The sequence below is a fragment of the Mammaliicoccus sp. P-M59 genome (assembly GCF_022386135.1).
Classification (GTDB): domain Bacteria; phylum Bacillota; class Bacilli; order Staphylococcales; family Staphylococcaceae; genus Mammaliicoccus; species Mammaliicoccus sciuri_A.
On record NZ_JAJNJJ010000001.1, the window covers coordinates 1,000,380 to 1,018,027 of the forward strand.

Below are 17,648 nucleotides of genomic sequence, written 5' to 3' on the forward strand. Positions count from 1 at the left end.
ATTTGTAGAAATTTGATTTATGGACAAAGGAGAATAACGATGAAAAGCTTAGTATTATTAGGGGGCGGATACGGTAATATGCGCTTAATGAAAGAAATACTTCCTAGCACATTACCTTCCGATTATTCAATTACGCTGATTGATCGTATGCCATTTCACGGTTTAAAAACAGAATTCTACGCATTAGCAGCAGGCACAAAACCAGATAAAGATATTCGAGTTCAATTTCCAAAAGATAAAAAAATTAATACAGTATATGGGGAAATTACTGATATTGATTTAGACAATCAAATTGTTTCAGTTGGAGATACACGAGTTGATTATGATGAACTTGTAATAGGTTTAGGTTGTGAAGACAAATACCACAACGTACCTGGCGCAAAAGAATACACTTATAGTATTCAAACTGTTCAAAACGCACGTAAAACATACCAAGCAATATGTGACTTACCAAGCGATGCAACTGTTGGTATCGTTGGTGCAGGGTTAAGCGGTATAGAACTTGCAAGTGAATTACGCGAAAGTAGACAAGATATCAAAATCAAACTTTTCGATAGAGGTGCACGAATCTTACCTGCATTCCCAGAGAAATTAAGTAAATACGTAAAAAAATGGTTTGATAAACATGATGTAGAAGTTGTACCAAATTCAAATATCACTAAAGTTGAACCAGGACAACTTTATAACAACGAAGATATTCATAACGTTGATTTAGTCGTATGGACTGCCGGTATACAACCAGTTGAAATCGTTAGAAATCTTCCAGTTGATACTAATGACGGTAGAAGGGTTATCGTAAATCAATATCATCAAATTCCAACATATCCAAATGTATATATTGTAGGCGATTGCGCAGCATTACCACATGCACCAAGCGCATATTTAGCAGAAATACAAGCTGACCAAATCGCTGAAGTCATGAAATTACAATGGGCAAACAAACCACTACCTGAAAAGATGCCAGAATTGAAACCACAAGGATTTGTAGGTTCACTTGGTGAAAAACAAGGATTCGCTTATTTAATGGAACAAACCGTAACCGGTCGTTTAGCAAGAGTCATTAAATCAGGCGTCTTATGGTTATATAAATATCATAACGGATAAGAAAAAAGTAGCAGATTACTCTGCTACTTTTTTGTTGTATGTGAGGGTGGGTGGAAGTGAAGATGTGAGTTTACTGCCTTTTTAACTCACATCTTTGGCGATTTCGTGAGTTTATTGTCTCTTTAACTCACATCTTTTACAATCTCGTGAGTTTACTACCTCTTTAACTCACATGTTTGGCGATCTTGTGAGTTTATTACCTCTTTAACTCACATCTTTTGCAATCTCGTGAGTTTACTACCTCTTTAACTCACATCTTTGGCGATCTCGTGAGTTTACTGCCTCTTTAACTCACATCTTTTTCAATCTCGTGAGTTTATTTCTTCTTTAACTCACATCTTTTGCAATCTCGTGAGTTTACTGCACCTTTAACTCACATGTTTGGCGATCTTGTGAGTTTACTTCACCTTTAACTCACATCTTTGGCGATCTCGTGAGTTTACTGCCTCTTTAACTCACATCTTTTGCAATCTCGTGAGTTTACTACCTCTTTAACTCACATCTTGCCTCATATAACACATCTACACTCTACTCAACTCACCTGTCCCAATTAATCTTCCCAATATTATTCATTTTTATTGTTCTACTGCTACGTGTTCATCTATAAATTTTGTTACTGGCTTTAATTGAACATATCCATCTGCTACGTATTCATCATTGATTGTTACGAGTGGATAGAATAGTTCGTCTTCGTTTATTCTTTCAATAAATTGTTGGTCGTGATCTGTTAAATTTTCAGTTTGATTCATAATATCAATATATGTGTATTCAAGGTTTAACTCTGGATATTTTCTTCCTAAAATTGCTTGTAACCATTCAAATGTATCTTTTGATGATGGTGCATTTACACAACTTGCACATACAACATCAGCCCCATAAATTACTATACTTGCCTTGGACATTTTAGCATCCCCCTAGTTTCATGAATAGATTTTTTACCTTATTTCTATTATAATAGATAAATAAGATTAATGTATCTAATAACACTTGATGAGAGGAGTATTAATATATATGGCTACCGAACAACAAACAATGTTTGATCAAGTTAGTGATGTACTCGAAAAGTTAAGACCATTCTTATTACGTGATGGCGGCGACTGTGAACTAGTAGATGTTGATGACGGGATTGTTAAATTACGTCTACTTGGTGCTTGTGGTACTTGCCCAAGTTCTACTATTACGCTAAAAGCCGGCATAGAACGTGCTTTATTAGAAGAAGTACCTGGCGTAGTGGAAGTAGAACAAGTATTCTAACTTTATAATTAATAAAAAATAGGACATCGTTTATAAGACGATGTCCTGTTTTTTATTTCCTAGGTAATATTAATGATAATGTCTACTCTCTTTTCCATCATATGTTCCATTGATGTGTTGTATCATTTGTTCATTAATATATACCCAGCCTTTCCATCCAATATGAACGGCATCTGTTATAACATACGGTTCATATTCTTTATCGGTTAAATCATATACTTTCATATCGTTCTTTTGAATCATATGATTGATTTTCTCATAAACCGCTTCACGTCTTTCTTTATCCACATGAATATGATCATACCATTTTCCATTTGCTGGAATAACGATAAACAATGGATCTGCTTTGGCTTCTTTTAAAGTATCAATTAATAATTGTAAATCATCAAATTCTTTCGAATGCATATTAAACTCGTAATTACGATTATATCTTTTACGTTGCTGCTTTAATAAGTGCCAATATTTATCATTCATACAAAATTTGTTTGTTCTTGAATGTTGTGCGCCATATTCAGAAGCGTATAACTTCAAATCATTCCAATTCATTTGATTAAAATGATGGTGCTCTTCTCTATGTAACTTTGCTTTTTCTTGTCCAAAAATTGATTTCAAAGCGTCGTGTTTTTCATAGATGTTTTTTTCAAAATCATTCATAAATGTACCTTCATCATAATGATGATTTTCTTTTTCTATGATTGATTTTAAGTATGGGTCTGATTTTAATTGTTTGAATTGCACTAATCTTTTAGCAAAACGATCTTTAATTTCTGGACTTAACACTTTATTTTTAAATAAGTGGTCAGCTTGTAATGGTGAAAATCGAGCACTAAAATTATCATTAGTCAGTCCATGATTCGTAAACCATTGTGGAGAAATAATAATCGCTATTTTTTTACCTTTCAGATTATGTGCTTGGCTCCCCATATTAATTGCATGAATTAAATCAGTTGATCCACCCGTACCTATTAGATATGGTTGTAATTTCGCTTTTTTATCATTCAAGATATACGCTGGATGGAAGATGTCTTGTTTTTCCAATTCACTTGATCCAAAGATTGGATAGAACTTTTTGCTTAATAACATTTCTTCTTGTGAGTGCACACCTTTTAGTACTGAATCATCTAAAGATATCGCTTCGTTATTAATACTGTCATACTTTGAAAATGATTTAATCCATTCTACAGGTACGAGTAAAAATAAACCGAATAATAATCCACTTATTAATAATGGTAACAATAACTTTAGTTTCATTGTAATTCCTTAAGTACTTCTATAATTTTATTTGGTGTTGCCCACTCATCTCTATCAAAATCAGTAATTGTCACATCAATGCCTAAATTATTTTGAATTTCTAATAATAATCCAACTGTCGCAAATGAATCGATAATACCTTCTTCAAATATTTCAATATCAGGATTTTCTTTAACGATATCATTTTCTGCAACTTCTGCTAAAATATTTAAAACACTCTCTTCAAAATTCATAATATATCTCCCTTTTTTAATGTATTAACTTGCCTGAGAAAAGTAAAAATCCAAATGCTATACAATGGAACGTAATAAGAATCGCTACTATGTTCATAATGCTTGGATTCATCTTTATAGGATGTTTTTTACGCCATTGTTCATAATAGCCATATCCAATAAATAGCATTGCATGATATAAACCATACAAAATATAATGCCATTCAATACCGTGCCAAATACCCATAATAAAGAAATTTAAGAAAAATCCTAAATTAGATATTAATAATTTATCTTTTAATAATTTTTCTTTAGATACCCAAAATACAAATCGCATATATACGCAATCTCTAAACCAAAATGATAAACTCATATGCCATCTATTCCAGAAATCTTTAATATTTTTAGCTTTAAATGGTTGGTTAAAGTTAACTGGTGTTTGTACACCAAATAAATAACTAAATGCAATAGCAAATAAACTGTATCCCGCAAAATCAAAGAATAAATAGAAACTATAACCATACATATAATATAAGTAATTTAAAAATGTCGGATCCGTGTCTATTGGTACAACTTTTATGACATATTCATTAATGTAATAAGCAATAATATATTTATACAAGAATCCCATAAACACCATATGTATCGCTTTGATAAGCATGTCATAGTACTTTTCAGGTTCTATCGTCTTCTCTTCATCTTTAATAAATCGTTTATATCGATCTATTGGACCAGATGAGATTGTTGGAAAGAACGTAATAAAATCTATTAATTTCATCGTATCAATAGATTTAATACGACTATCACGAATTTCCATAATGAGTTGAATACTCTTAAATGCTATATACGATATTCCTAAGAATCCAATAAATTCAATGACTCTATTACCATGTATTGTAAGTTGATGTGTTCCAAGCCAGCTACTTTGTAATACTTTGACAACAATTAACGGTAATATAGATAACAATATTGCACTTACATATAACTTGAAGTTATTCGTTTTCTTTACGAGCGTGTTATAAGTTCTAATCAAAACAACTTGGTAACATACGTACAATGCAAAGAAAATAAGTTGATAACTTAAATATTGATTATCGAATAAATTTTTACTATCATCCGAAAAAATTAAAGCAAGCATAATTAAGGTTATTAACCTATTGTATATAAGACTTTTCTTACCGATTAATCCTAAAATAATTACGGGCAACATTAAGATTAAACAGATGTAGAAATAAGTAAAATCGCCATATGGTGTCATGAATTTAACCTCTCTAATACTTTGTTGCGATCTAATTTACCATTGGCCGTTAAAGGTAGCTGTTTAGCATAACTGAATTTTCTAGGAATCATATATTCTGGTAAATGTAATTTCAATTCATGTTTCAAATGCATTGTCATGTCATTTTCACTATCTAGCTCGTCATCCATTGGTACAATCGTTGCATGTAAATATTGGATTTTCTCACCATGTTTAATTGGTGAAATGACAGCTTGTTTAACATCTGGTAAATGTTCAAGTACGCTTTCAATTTCTTCAAGTTCCATGCGATACCCATTAATCTTAATTTGGAAATCAATTCTTCCGTTAATGAACCAATAGCCATCTCGATAAGACGCTTTGTCCCCTGTATGATAATTTAATTGGCCATCAATGATTTTAAACACTTTATTATGTTTTTCTTCATCTTTTAAGTAACCTTGGCTCACACTTTTACCAATAATAATTAATTCACCCTCATCTGTTAACTTCAATTCACTATTTGGGCGCACTTTGCCTATTGGTAACGGTTTAAATTGATCCAGTATTTCTTGTGTGATTTGTATACTCGTTACAGCAACTGTAGCTTCAGTTGGTCCATATGTATTATAAATAGTTGATGTCGTAAACAAATCATGTAATTTCTGTGCTGTTTTATGACTTAATATTTCTCCACAGAAGAAGAACTGCTTTAATTTCGGATGATGTGTTTCATTAAAATTAGGCAATAAAAGACACATTTCTAAAAATGAAGGTGTAGATACCCAGCTTTCTACTGCTTTTTGTTCAAGTAATTCATATAATTGTTTAGGCTTTTCAATCATCTTCTTATCAACAAGTTGAAGTGTACCACCTGTCATTAAACATGGATAAATGGCCATAACAGACAAGTCAAAAGAAAACGGTGCTTGATTTAACCACATTTTGTACTCGCCTATTTGATTTAATTCCAGCATCCATTCTGTAAAATCAACAAGACTTTCATATCTTATTTGTACACCTTTAGGAAAACCTGTAGAGCCAGATGTAAAAATTGTATAAACAATATCTTTATCAGTTATTCTATTAAAATCTTGATCCACTGATTCAACAGCAAGTATTTCTTCTATTGTTATTTGATTTACATGTAAATTATTCAATAAATTTCCAGTTGTGTTCAAAATAAAAACAGGCTCAACCTTCTCAATGATATGCTCTATTCTTTCTAATGGAATAGATGTATCTATTGGAACGTAACCAATGCCTGCTTTCATACTCGCAATCATTCCCACAATCATATAAGGTGACATATGACCATAAAGTACTATAGGCTTTTCAGAACCTTTAATTAAAGTAGCTAATTTATTAGAATAAAGATCTAATTCACCATAAGTCATTACTTCATCTCTATAATTTATAGCAACCTTATCAGCATGCCACTTATTCATAAATGTTACTTTTTCTAAGATGTCATTCATAAAAGTTCTCCTTCATTAAAATTCATTATATATAAAATCATTACTTGCGCTTCCACCAGCGTAAATCCAAAATAACACAATCATGATTATTAAATAGAAAATCGTTAAACCAATCAGCTTAAAATTTTCAGAGTTTATAATATCCCTAATTTTTTCCATTGTTAATCTCCTTGTGTTTTAATTTTGTAATTATTCTATTTCATCATTATATTCTAAGCATAATGGAATATCAAGAATAATATGTAAAATTTTAGCAATATATGGCAATAAAAAGGGAGCGTGACAGAAATCTAATTTGTTAAAAAAGATTTCGTAGTCTCGCCCCGGCAAGGATGACTAGAGTTGAAAAAGCTTGATACAAGCGTATTTCAATCCAGTCATCTACTGCCAAGAAACTAAAACAGGCTGAGACATTCCATTATGTCCCAGCCTATTTTTTAGTTATTAATTTCGTTTAATTATTTTAATTTAACCGGCGTAATTGGATCATGGTTAGACATAATTTGTTTAGCATTATCCACGCATAGCTGCACCATTTTATCTCGAGTTGCAATTGAACTACTACCAATGTGTGGCACAACGATCACTTGATCCATTTTCAAAAATGGATGATCATCTGAAATAGGTTCATTTTCAACAACATCTAATGCTGCACCTAAAATTTCTTGTTGTTCTATTGCTTCAATTAAATCAGATTCTACGATGTGACCACCGCGTCCGATATTAATTACAATTGCTGAGTTTTTCATTTTTTTAAATGTTTCTCGATTGAATATACCTTTTGTTTCAGGCGTTAATGGCGCTGTACAAACTACGAAATCACTTTCATTAAGCAATTCATCCAAAGTACGATATTCAACGTTTAATTGCTGTTCAGCTTCTTCTTTTCTAGAGCGATTATGATAAAGTACTTTGCAATTAAAGCCTTTCAATCTTCTAGCAAAAGCTTCTCCAATAGAGCCCATACCATAAATACCGACTGTTGAGCCGTGGACATCTTTTCCTGCTAAAAGATAAGGACCCCAGCTTTTCCATTCACCATTATGTACATATTGAACCGCTTCAACAATTCTTCTTGCTGCTGTCAACATTAACGTAAAGCCTAATTCGGCAGTCGTTTCTGTTAATACTTCTGGTGTATTTGTTACAACAACACCTTTTTCTTCAGCAAGTTTCACATCGATATTATCAAAACCAACAGCTAAATTGACGACACCTTTTATGCGCGTTGCATTGTTAAAAAATTCTTCATCAATTTGCTCGCTTAATGTCGTAATGACAATTGTTGCATCTTGAGAACGTTCTAAAAACGCTTCTCTAGGCATTGGTTCTAATTCGCTATTCCAAACATCTACTTCTGCATATTCTTTAATCTGATTGATAAATTTTTCTGGTAATTGTCTTGCAACAAGTACTTTCTCATTCATGCTCTCAGCTCCTTATGTGAATTTACTTAATCACTTCAAATAAATTCTTAACGCTATATGTTGGTAATACTTCTTTTTTATTAATTTCTTCTAAAGATGTTACACCAGTTTGTACATGTAATGTATCAATGCCACTATTGATTCCAGCTAAAATATCAGTATCATATAAGTCACCAATCATGACACAATCTTCTTTAGCATGACCAATTTTTTCAATAGCTTGTTCCATAATAATTGTTTCAGGTTTACCGATGAATACTGGCGTCTGTCCAGTCGATACACTTACAACGCTTGTCAATGAACCATTTCCAGGTAAAAATCCTCTTTCATTTGGAATCGAAACATCTTTATTTGTAGATATGAATTTCGCGCCATTTCTAACGGCTAAACATGCTACTGAAAGCTTTTCATAAGAAATATTCACATCTAAGCCCATTACGACATAATCAACATGTTCATCTTCTTTCACAACTAAGCCAGCATCTTTTAAAGAAGTTTCTAATCCACTTCCTCCTACCATATACACTGATGCGCCTGGAGAAGCTTCACTTATATATCCAGCCGTTGCCATTGCAGAAGTAATCACATGTTCACTTGAAGTATGAAAACCCATATTATTTAATTTTTCTGCTACTTCAGCAGGTGTTTTTGAAGAATTATTTGTAACGAATAAATAATCTTTATTATTTTCATTTAAATAATTTATAAATTCGATTGCACCTTCAATAACTTCCGTACCTTTATACATTGTGCCGTCTATATCAATAAAATAACCTTTATAATCTTTCATTTTTATCTCCTTCACCAAAAGCTGTTACGGGAACATTTTCATTTTCTAAAAAATGTTTTGTATCTTCAATTGCTTGTTTATAAAATGGCGTCGCAATTTCAAAAGCTTTTCTTAATTGATCGTGATCAAGATTTTCATAATTTCGAATAAGTTCTTTTCTGTAATCAATAGATGTTCTAATTGCTTCAGCAGTTGAAGGTTGGAATACTTTTTCAAGTTCCATAATATCAATTACATCTTTATAATTACCTGGATCTCTTAAAATAAATGCATCAATAATCAAATTCCCAATATCGACTACAGATTCAATCATCATATGTGCGATTCTTTCTAAAGCATATGGAGAATTTTTCTCGCTTTCAAAATCTACCGTCAATTTTTCTAAATAATTTAATTTTAAAGTTAAAGTTTTGCTATCTACGAAATACATGTAGAAGACCTCCTATCCATATATCATCATATCATAATTTTGAATTGTAGGGCATTGCTCTGTATACTATACAAGTAAAGAAAGATTTTTAAAAAGGAGTCGCTAAACATGATAGATATGTTCTTATATGATGAGCAAGATGAAGCGAAAATACAATTTGTAGGATTTGTCGGTGAACACAGTCGCTATGACTTAACACTGATTTATACAGATAGACATTATGGAAAAACAATGGTACTCAATACTCAAAACAATACATTTGGTATTATTGGTATAGATGACTTAGAAGAAGAAGGCTATATTAGTCACATCCTCGGTTTAACAGAAGAAGAAGGCGAAGAAGTAACAGAATATTTACATGATGTTATAGATATATAAGTATGAATTAAGTATGTGATTAATATAATGTGAGCGTTATTAGCAGTTCTGGCCGAAAGTGCAAATACTGATACCGTTATTAGCAAGTTTTGCCCAAAGTGCAAATAAGAAGTCCAGTAATGACAATTCTCAGTAGTTTTGTAAATAAGGCACTCCATAGTTACATTTCGACCGATTTTTGTAACTAACGCACCCGTCATTATAAACAACTTCATTCAAAAATATTCACAAAACGCGCTATCGCTCAATTTAAAAAAGAGCCTGGAATTTTCCAGGCTCTTTCTTTTATAAATAATCTTTTAAAGTATTTTTAGATGTAGGTTGTTCTTCAATTAAGTCTTCTTCTATTTCTACTGTTTCAGCTTCTTGTTGTTTGTCTTGTTGTTCTTGTTTAGTGTTTTGCTGAATTGTTGGCTCTATTTTAACGTCTTCTAATTTATGTTCTTCGTCTATGAAAGTTGCTTCTTCTGCTGTTAATTTAGATATCTCAGATTTAGATAATCGTCTCAACACAAAATATTTACATCCAAAATTACAATACTCTAATATATAATCTTGAATAGCAGAGAATCGCTTATTTGCATCACTTTTTTTATTAGAATCATGATAAAAGCCTTTTAAACGAAGTTGCTCGTAACCAAAGTCACCAACAATAAAATCATATTTATCTAGAATTTCAGAATAACGTGATGTAAATTGTTCTTCATTGAAAGATTTCTGATCATCTTTAATCACTTCAAAATAGTTATTTTCTATTTTAGTTAACATTCAATCACCTTATTAGTTATTAAGTGCTTGTTCACCTAGAATATGTTTTTGTTTAGCAGCTTCATTAACTTGTTCATCTGCGTGATAAGAACTACGTACCATTGGACCAGCTTGGCAATGTTTAAAGCCTTTTTCCATCGCTACTTTTCTTAATTTACCAAATTCTAAAGGTGTGTAGTATTTTTGAACATTTAAATGTTTGCGTGATGGTTGTAAATATTGACCGATTGTCATAATATCTACGCCGTTTGCACGTAAATCATCCATTGTTTCGTAAATTTCTTCAACTGTTTCACCAAGTCCAACCATTAAGCTTGATTTTGTAGGAATATCTGGGTACATTTCTTTAGATCTTCTTAAGAATTCTAATGTACGGTCGTATTTTGCACGTGCTCTAACTCTTGGTGTTAAGCGTCTAACTGTTTCGATATTATGGTTTAAAATATCTGGTTTAGAAGCCATTAATGTTTCTAAAGCTTCATAACTACCACCCATATCTGATGGTAATATTTCAATTGTAGTATATGGATTTAACTCTCTTACTTTACGTACTGTTTCTGCATAAACGTTAGAACCAGCATCTTTCAAGTCATCTCTTGCTACAGCTGTAATTACTACGTGTTTTAAGTTCATAAGTTGAACTGATTCTGCTACACGTTGTGGTTCATCTAAATCTAACTCATTTGGAAGACCTGTTTTAACAGCACAGAAACGACATGCTCTCGTACAAACTGCACCTAAAATCATAAATGTAGCTGTACGTCTTTCTCCCCAACATTCGTGAATGTTTGGACATTTAGCTTCTTCACAAACTGTATGAAGATTCTTCTCACGCATCATTTTCTTCAAGCCTGTGTAATTCTTATTCGTGTTTAATTTTATTTTTAACCAGTCTGGTTTACGTAATATTTCTTCATTTTTAGTAGCCATATACGTGAACACCCTTCTATTATTAATTTTCATCTTTATATATTATAACGAATATAAGTATAAATTTAAATGCTCATTACACTTTCTTTTCATGTTGTAATAACTTTTGTTCAAAAATATTTCTTAAAAACTCTGGCATAATATAATTTATATTCATATCTTTCAATATCGGGAAGTATCTTCCGAATGTGTACATATCAATTGTACCGAGCTTATATTGTTCGTGATCTTCTATTTCTTTACCATTCACAAAACATTGACCTGTAGACTCAATATAGCCGATATTTTTAAATACATATCCTCCAAAAATATCTCCTCTAAAGCCAAATCCAAATGCTACTTCATCCATATAGAACTGTTCCATCGCTTTATAGATAATTTGTTTAAGTTCTACACCTCTTAAATCTACTGAAACAGTGTTTATAGGATGCGGCAACATTTGATGAATATCGTATTCTGTTAACTCATTACCCGTCTTACCTTTAACGATAAGACCTGCATTAATAATTGCACAGTCTGCTCCTGTAAATTCTAATACACTTTCGCATAATAAATCCGTTGTATAACTTGCACTGTTAAGTCGTCGTGGTAATGAAAAATTCCCTTTAAGAATCGGTTTATTTAATAATGCCTTACCTTTTTCTTCATAATCATTTGGTACTTCTTCAATTAAGTCAGAATTAATAATTTCCGCTTCTTTATGAATAACTTTTTGATTTTCAATAATTAAATCTACTTTACCAACATAATGCCCATATTTACCAGCTGCAGCCATTAACACACCATTTTGTTCTTCGCCATTTTCAAAATAATGATGTGTATGTGCGCCGAAAATAACGTCAACTTCCGGACATTCTTTGCAAATTTGCTCATCAAAGAAGATGCCAACATGACTTAATACGAGCAGTACATCATACGATTCTTCCACTTGCTCGATTTCATTTTTTAGCGCAAGTAATGGTGACGTTACTTTCCAATCAAGTCTTTCATAAATATGATTAAAAGGTGCTGTCAAACCAATCATACATACTTTAATACCATTAATATCTTTAACAACATGAGAAGTTATATGATTCGGTAAATTGCCATCTAAATCAAATAAATTGCAACAAGTAACATCGAACTGAGCTTCATCATATAAGTGGTTTAAGGCATCATGAGATATTGTCATACCTTCATTGTTACCTATTGTTACAACATCTACGTGACTGTCATTTAAAATATTAACATTTTCTCTACCTTGTGATGCTTCTGTTAAAGGATGAAATAAATCTATATGATCACCTATATCAATATATAGAGTATCATGCTGACAACGACTTCTTTCATCTTTAATATACTGAGATATTTTGGCATATGTATTTAAATGACTGTGTATATCATTTGTATGAAATATCGTGAGCTTCACAAATCCAACTCCTTATAAAACACTTTTTATAATCAAATATATACCTAAGATTAACATTGTAAATCTTAAAATTAAAACGACAGTGTCTGACTTCATTCTACTATTTATTCTTACACCAATTTTTGCACCAAAGTAACTTGAAATAATCAATACAATCGCATGTACCCAAAGTACATTACCTTGCACAATGTGGCTGACAGAACTTGATAAACTTGAGAAGAATATCATCATCATACTTGTACCAACAGCAACATGTGGTGGGAATCTAAATACAATAATCATCAATGGAGTCATCAGTGCACCACCACCGATACCGAATAAACCAGTCGTTATACCAACAATAAATGATGAAACAATAGCAACAAACGGTGGTACACCGTATTTATGATGTTCGCCATATCTATCTGTAAAAGATTTTAAATACTTTTCTTGTTGGAAATACTTTATTGGTTTCACACGATTACGTATCATTAATACGATAGAAATAAAGATTAAGAAAATACCAAAGTACAAATTAAATGAATCTAAAGTAAAATACTTACTTAAATATGCACCGAGTAAAGCACCCGGAATGATACCAACTAAGAATATCAATCCATTTTTTACATCAACTTGCTTCGTTTTCAAATAACCTAATGTTGCTGTTAAACCCGTTGTAATTAAAATAACGGATGATGTACCAATCGCTCTTTGTGGTGTCATACCAGACAATAATTGATGGTCTATACCGAAATATACGAGTGACGGAACAATAATAATTCCGCCACCAATTCCAACTAACGCCCCTAATATTGCAGACGATACACCTATAATAATTAACACTAAATATGCCATACCTGTCACCTCTAAAATAATTTAAGTTGCTTAGGCGCTAAACCTTCGTATTCTATATCTAATAACTTTTGGTAAGTTTTGGCATTTTGTGCAGCATGTCCACCAGAATTATTATTAAATACTACATAAACATCTTTCGCTTTATGCTCTAAAATTTTAACTTTATCAGCTAACTCTTTAAGTTCTGCTTCATTATAATTATATAAATATCTGACATCACGCCACTCTTGATCTGTCATATCTTTCTTCGTCCATCCGTTTACATTTCGACCATGATAACGGACGAAAGCAACATCATGCGTAATACGATTAACAAGTGGTATAGACCCTTCTCCACTCTGCGGTTCATCACAAACACTGTGAATAAATTTCATTTCGGTTAAAAATTCCAACGTATACTCTTTAACATCTTCTTTAAACCAAGTACGATTACGGAATTCGATACAAACATCAAAATCTTTTAATTGCTCACGTATATAACGTAAATAATTAATATTTTGAGGCTGTAAATCAAACCAAGGTGGAAACTGTACGAGAATCATCGCTAACTTTCCTGATGCTTTCAACGGTGCCATCGAATCTTTAAATAAATTAAATAATGTCATTTTGTCCTCAGCAAAATCAGTTACCTCAGCATGACCTGTTAACGCCTGATGAATCTTAACAACAAACTTGAAATTATTAGGCGTTTCCCGTATCCATTTTTCAATATTTCGTTGTGGTTGAATTGCATAATAAGTTGCATCTAATTCCACAATTGGAAAATGAGCAGCATATGCTTTTAACTTATCTTTTTTATTAGACAGGTCCTCATATAAAGAATCATGATCTCCCCATCCAGTTAGGCCAATTTTTATCATATCTCATCACCATACTCATCATACCACACAGAGTATTTATAGTTCAGTTTGTTTGATTAAAATTATGTAAAACTATGAATGAGCAGTAAAGAATCGTATGTCGTTCGTTACACTTCTTATACAATCTGTAATTATAAGCCGTCTTAGTTACACTTCCGCCGACTTTTGTTACTAAATTCACCATTCTTTTCAACTCATAAAAAAATAACGGCTATGACAAACTATAATGTCCTAGCCGTTTTAAATGTGTATCAACTCATTCATGTAGCAAGTTGTATATTTCTATCACAATATTTCATAACTTCCTCGTCATGCGTAACAATTAATATAGTAGATTTACCTTTAAATTCTGATAAAAGTTCAAGTATTTTATATTTATTATCATTGTCTAAAGCACCTGTTGGCTCGTCTGCAAAAATGATTAGAGGTTCTTTTAATAGTAACCTAGCAATTGCGACTCTTTGTTGTTCTCCTCCACTTAATGTATAAATTTTAGTATTAAGTGGTTTATTTAATCCTACTTTTTTCATGACATCATTTTTCAATACTTTTTTCTGTGATTTACTCAATTTTTTATAAGTTAGTACGATGTCCAAATTATATTCAATCGTTTCATGTGTGATAAGTGCGTAGTTTTGAAACAAATAGCCTAACTTATTTCGATATAAAAGCATCTTATGTTTACGTTTCATCTTAGTTATGTCATCACCATCAATATAGATAGTGCCACCATCAATTTTTTCTAAGCCACACATACAACCTAATAAAGTAGATTTTCCCGAACCACTTCTCCCAGTTATGGCGACCATTTCACCTTTGTTAATATTCAAACTCAAATCACTAAATAAATTAACACCATTAAATTGTTTTCTTAAATTATTTACACGGATCATTGTTTAATCATCTTCTCATACTCAGATTTACTAATATATTCTATAAAATAAACCCATTTACCTTTGTGATCGATTTTGACATATTGTTCAGAAGGGCTATGACCTTTAAAGTCCAATAGGTAGTTATTTTTATGACCATTTTCATCATAAGATTCAATATCTTTATAATCTTGGATATTTATTATTTCTTGTTTACTTAAATGTTCAGCATCGCTACTATATGGAACCTTAGCATAACTCCACCCTCTTTTAACAAAGGGATTTACTACATCCAATTTTTCATCAATATTTTTCATCGTAAATAAAATTATACAAATAATCATAATGCTTGCTATTAATGTATAAATTAACTTTTTCATTATTGAGTCTCACCTCTTCTTGCATCTTTCAACAAATGATATTCATATCGATTAATAAAAATCATGACAGAAAGTAATTCGAATAGAATGATTGAAATCATTAATTTGAATGAAATTTCTACAATATCAAAAAAATTCACAATAAATAATGCTATAAATGTAGAAACTAAACTATTTATCACAAAACTTATATGCTTTTTAAAAAAAGAATCTCCATGAATAGTTCTTACAAATATCACTTTTTTCTCTCTATCACAATAAATATTAATAATAAATAGATATACTGAAATTAATATTATGATTCCTAGTATAGAGGTAGTAACAGAAACAAATAGATTACGTTTTATTTTATTATATTCAGTCAATACACTACTATAAGCATTAGTCAAACCTTGAATTTCTGTATCAAACTTATTATTATCTAGTTTACTTTTAATTAGATCATAATCATTAAAGAGCAATAACCCTTGTGATGTAGCAGAACTATAGAAAGAAATTGGATAATAACCTTTAGGTAATATTATTATTACTGGATTATAAGATATAACCTCTTTACTATATACACCTGTACTATAGTTAAATAAATTATAATTATTTTTTATTTTATGAACTTTGATATCTAGATACCTTTCTTTATTAGGAACTTTCTCAATTTCATCATAAAATTCAATCTCTTCATGTAAATCTTTTTTTATTTTATTTATATTCTCTTTGGAAAAACCATTATCAGGAATTAGTGCTGTAATTTTTGAAAAATCTACTGATTCTTTGTTTTCTATACTAATTTTATTTCTATCAATAAAAGTCTTATTTACATAGATAGCATTATCTAAATCATATTTCTCTCCAGATTTTTTCCAATTATAATGTCTATGAAATGTAAGCATCCAATTCTTTTCAGGAATTTTGTTTAATAAATTTATCACTTCTTGATCTGAATATTTAAACTGTTTCTTACCTGTTTCTATTTCATTTGTTGTCAAATCAGCAATATATAAATCTTTATTCTTAAACCAATGCTTTTCACTGTTAACAATGTCAACCGTTTCTATGTAATTATGTATTGAAATCGATATAACATTGAGTAATGTTAAAGTCACTATTAACTTAATTATATTTGGTAAGTATTGGAACCTATTGCCAACACCTTCAAATTTTATATATTTTTGAATATTAAAAGTTTGTTTAGATACTAACCAGTAAGACATTAGCGATACCATAATCAAAATAATATAAAATATTACTACACAAATTAAATATGACCAAAAGATATATCTGATTTGTGCCAATTGATTATATAAATATAATCCAATAGTTGCTATTAAAGTTATTATTATGAAATGTGAAACAAAGATTTTCGTAATTTTTAATAATTGTAAAGCTATAATTTTTGACGATGTGAATCCATGTATTCGTTTAATAGACATTTCTTTCACTGAAGCAAGTTGATCATATAAAATAGCTATGAAAATTATTACTAATAAAATTATGAAAGTAGAAGGTAATTGATGGGTACTTATATATTCCAATATTATTAAATGTAATGGAAATTCATAATCTTCAATTGTTAAACCTTTTTCTTCTAATGTTTCATAAAAATCACTCTTGGGATTCTCTTTTATAAAAAAAGTTGTTCCAACCAAATTTACTTTACCCAAAATTTTATTATCTGGTTTTATAATTTGATATTTCTTGTTACGATTAAATGTTTTTTCATTAAAATTAAGTTTCTCGTTCAAATTATATTGAGATAAATATTTAGTTTTACCATTATCATCATAATTCCCATTTACTCGAATCATCGAAATATTATGTTCAGTAGAAAGTTTAACTAATAACCTATTTATTTCTTCTTTATTATGTTTCTTGTCCCACTTTGCTATAACTAATGCTTTATTGTATCCTGGTAATTTAATATCATCTATATAATTATAAAAATTTAAGAATATAAAAGTTATAATACAGAATATAAGAAATATAGTAGTCTTTGTAATTTTCTTCATTTATAAACTCTCCATAATTGCTATGTTGGATT

19 protein-coding genes and 1 pseudogene are annotated in these 17,648 nt (G+C 30.6%); 3 read left to right on the forward strand and 17 right to left on the reverse strand.

What is annotated here, in order from left to right; all coding sequences use genetic code 11:
* The first annotated feature begins 39 nt into the window (after window positions 1–39).
* Window positions 40–1,104 carry an NAD(P)/FAD-dependent oxidoreductase gene (locus tag LQ617_RS04805; RefSeq protein ID WP_159315247.1) on the forward strand — a complete coding sequence of 355 codons (1,065 nt, stop codon included), beginning with the start codon at window positions 40–42 and terminating at the stop codon, window positions 1,102–1,104.
* Between the two features lie 575 nt (window positions 1,105–1,679).
* On the opposite strand, the gene LQ617_RS04810 is transcribed toward LQ617_RS04805, so the two are convergent.
* Entirely contained in the window at window positions 1,680–2,006 is a 327-nt protein-coding gene (locus LQ617_RS04810; protein WP_037588843.1) for a YuzD family protein, read from the reverse strand.
* A gap of 109 nt (window positions 2,007–2,115) precedes the next feature.
* Between LQ617_RS04810 and LQ617_RS04815 the strand changes: the two genes are divergently transcribed.
* The gene (locus LQ617_RS04815) at window positions 2,116–2,358 is read left to right on the forward strand and encodes a NifU family protein (protein WP_025904405.1); all 243 of its coding nucleotides are present in this window, start codon (window positions 2,116–2,118) and stop codon (window positions 2,356–2,358) included.
* 69 nt (window positions 2,359–2,427) lie between these two features.
* On the opposite strand, the gene dltD is transcribed toward LQ617_RS04815, so the two are convergent.
* The 8 genes from dltD to LQ617_RS04855 form a co-directional block, all read right to left on the reverse strand.
* Window positions 2,428–3,609, reverse strand: a complete 1,182-nt coding sequence (gene dltD, locus LQ617_RS04820; RefSeq protein ID WP_204168045.1) for a D-alanyl-lipoteichoic acid biosynthesis protein DltD — start codon at window positions 3,607–3,609, stop codon at window positions 2,428–2,430.
* Window positions 3,606–3,842, reverse strand: coding sequence for a D-alanine--poly(phosphoribitol) ligase subunit 2 (gene dltC / locus LQ617_RS04825; RefSeq protein ID WP_037588840.1), 237 nt, complete (start codon window positions 3,840–3,842; stop codon window positions 3,606–3,608). The genes dltD and dltC overlap by 4 nt, the downstream gene beginning before the upstream one ends.
* Before the next feature lie 16 nt (window positions 3,843–3,858).
* Entirely contained in the window at window positions 3,859–5,079 is a 1,221-nt protein-coding gene (dltB, locus tag LQ617_RS04830) for a D-alanyl-lipoteichoic acid biosynthesis protein DltB (protein WP_239739713.1), read from the reverse strand.
* The gene (gene dltA / locus LQ617_RS04835) at window positions 5,076–6,536 is read right to left on the reverse strand and encodes a D-alanine--poly(phosphoribitol) ligase subunit DltA (RefSeq protein ID WP_191835724.1); all 1,461 of its coding nucleotides are present in this window, start codon (window positions 6,534–6,536) and stop codon (window positions 5,076–5,078) included. Before dltA ends, dltB begins: the two co-directional genes overlap by 4 nt.
* 15 nt (window positions 6,537–6,551) lie before the next feature.
* Window positions 6,552–6,695 (reverse strand): teichoic acid D-Ala incorporation-associated protein DltX, encoded by a 144-nt coding sequence (locus LQ617_RS04840; protein WP_078099933.1) that lies wholly within the window; start codon window positions 6,693–6,695, stop codon window positions 6,552–6,554.
* A gap of 299 nt (window positions 6,696–6,994) precedes the next feature.
* A complete protein-coding gene (locus tag LQ617_RS04845) occupies window positions 6,995–7,963 on the reverse strand; it encodes a 2-hydroxyacid dehydrogenase (RefSeq protein ID WP_239739714.1) in 969 nt (322 codons plus the stop codon).
* Between the two features lie 22 nt (window positions 7,964–7,985).
* Entirely contained in the window at window positions 7,986–8,753 is a 768-nt protein-coding gene (locus LQ617_RS04850) for a TIGR01457 family HAD-type hydrolase (protein WP_025904399.1), read from the reverse strand.
* A complete protein-coding gene (locus tag LQ617_RS04855) occupies window positions 8,740–9,183 on the reverse strand; it encodes a DUF86 domain-containing protein (RefSeq protein WP_025904398.1) in 444 nt (147 codons plus the stop codon). The genes LQ617_RS04850 and LQ617_RS04855 overlap by 14 nt, the downstream gene beginning before the upstream one ends.
* 108 nt (window positions 9,184–9,291) lie before the next feature.
* On the opposite strand from LQ617_RS04855, the gene LQ617_RS04860 reads away from it, so the two are divergent.
* Window positions 9,292–9,561, forward strand: coding sequence for a DUF3055 domain-containing protein (locus tag LQ617_RS04860; protein ID WP_239739715.1), 270 nt, complete (start codon window positions 9,292–9,294; stop codon window positions 9,559–9,561).
* Window positions 9,562–9,951: 390 nt separating this feature from the next.
* Here the strand turns inward: LQ617_RS04860 and LQ617_RS04865 are convergent.
* The 8 genes and pseudogenes from LQ617_RS04865 to LQ617_RS04900 all read right to left on the reverse strand — a co-directional run.
* A pseudogene (locus LQ617_RS04865) lies at window positions 9,952–10,329 on the reverse strand (YutD family protein); the annotation flags it as partial.
* A 12-nt stretch (window positions 10,330–10,341) separates the two neighbouring features.
* Window positions 10,342–11,259: a lipoyl synthase gene (lipA, locus tag LQ617_RS04870; RefSeq protein ID WP_025904395.1), complete on the reverse strand. Its 918-nt coding sequence runs from the start codon at window positions 11,257–11,259 to the stop codon at window positions 10,342–10,344.
* A gap of 76 nt (window positions 11,260–11,335) precedes the next feature.
* Window positions 11,336–12,667 carry a bifunctional metallophosphatase/5'-nucleotidase gene (locus LQ617_RS04875; protein ID WP_239739716.1) on the reverse strand — a complete coding sequence of 444 codons (1,332 nt, stop codon included), beginning with the start codon at window positions 12,665–12,667 and terminating at the stop codon, window positions 11,336–11,338.
* Between the two features lie 12 nt (window positions 12,668–12,679).
* Window positions 12,680–13,501 carry a sulfite exporter TauE/SafE family protein gene (locus tag LQ617_RS04880; RefSeq protein ID WP_126477217.1) on the reverse strand — a complete coding sequence of 274 codons (822 nt, stop codon included), beginning with the start codon at window positions 13,499–13,501 and terminating at the stop codon, window positions 12,680–12,682.
* 11 nt (window positions 13,502–13,512) lie between these two features.
* Complete coding sequence (locus LQ617_RS04885) at window positions 13,513–14,361, reverse strand: DUF72 domain-containing protein (protein WP_126477218.1); 849 nt, start codon at window positions 14,359–14,361, stop codon at window positions 13,513–13,515.
* 260 nt (window positions 14,362–14,621) lie between these two features.
* Window positions 14,622–15,254: an ATP-binding cassette domain-containing protein gene (locus LQ617_RS04890; RefSeq protein ID WP_037588831.1), complete on the reverse strand. Its 633-nt coding sequence runs from the start codon at window positions 15,252–15,254 to the stop codon at window positions 14,622–14,624.
* Window positions 15,251–15,613, reverse strand: coding sequence for a YxeA family protein (locus LQ617_RS04895; RefSeq protein WP_058591498.1), 363 nt, complete (start codon window positions 15,611–15,613; stop codon window positions 15,251–15,253). The genes LQ617_RS04890 and LQ617_RS04895 overlap by 4 nt, the downstream gene beginning before the upstream one ends.
* Complete coding sequence (locus tag LQ617_RS04900) at window positions 15,613–17,616, reverse strand: hypothetical protein (RefSeq protein WP_239739717.1); 2,004 nt, start codon at window positions 17,614–17,616, stop codon at window positions 15,613–15,615. Before LQ617_RS04900 ends, LQ617_RS04895 begins: the two co-directional genes overlap by 1 nt.
* Between the last annotated feature and the right edge of the window lie 32 nt (window positions 17,617–17,648).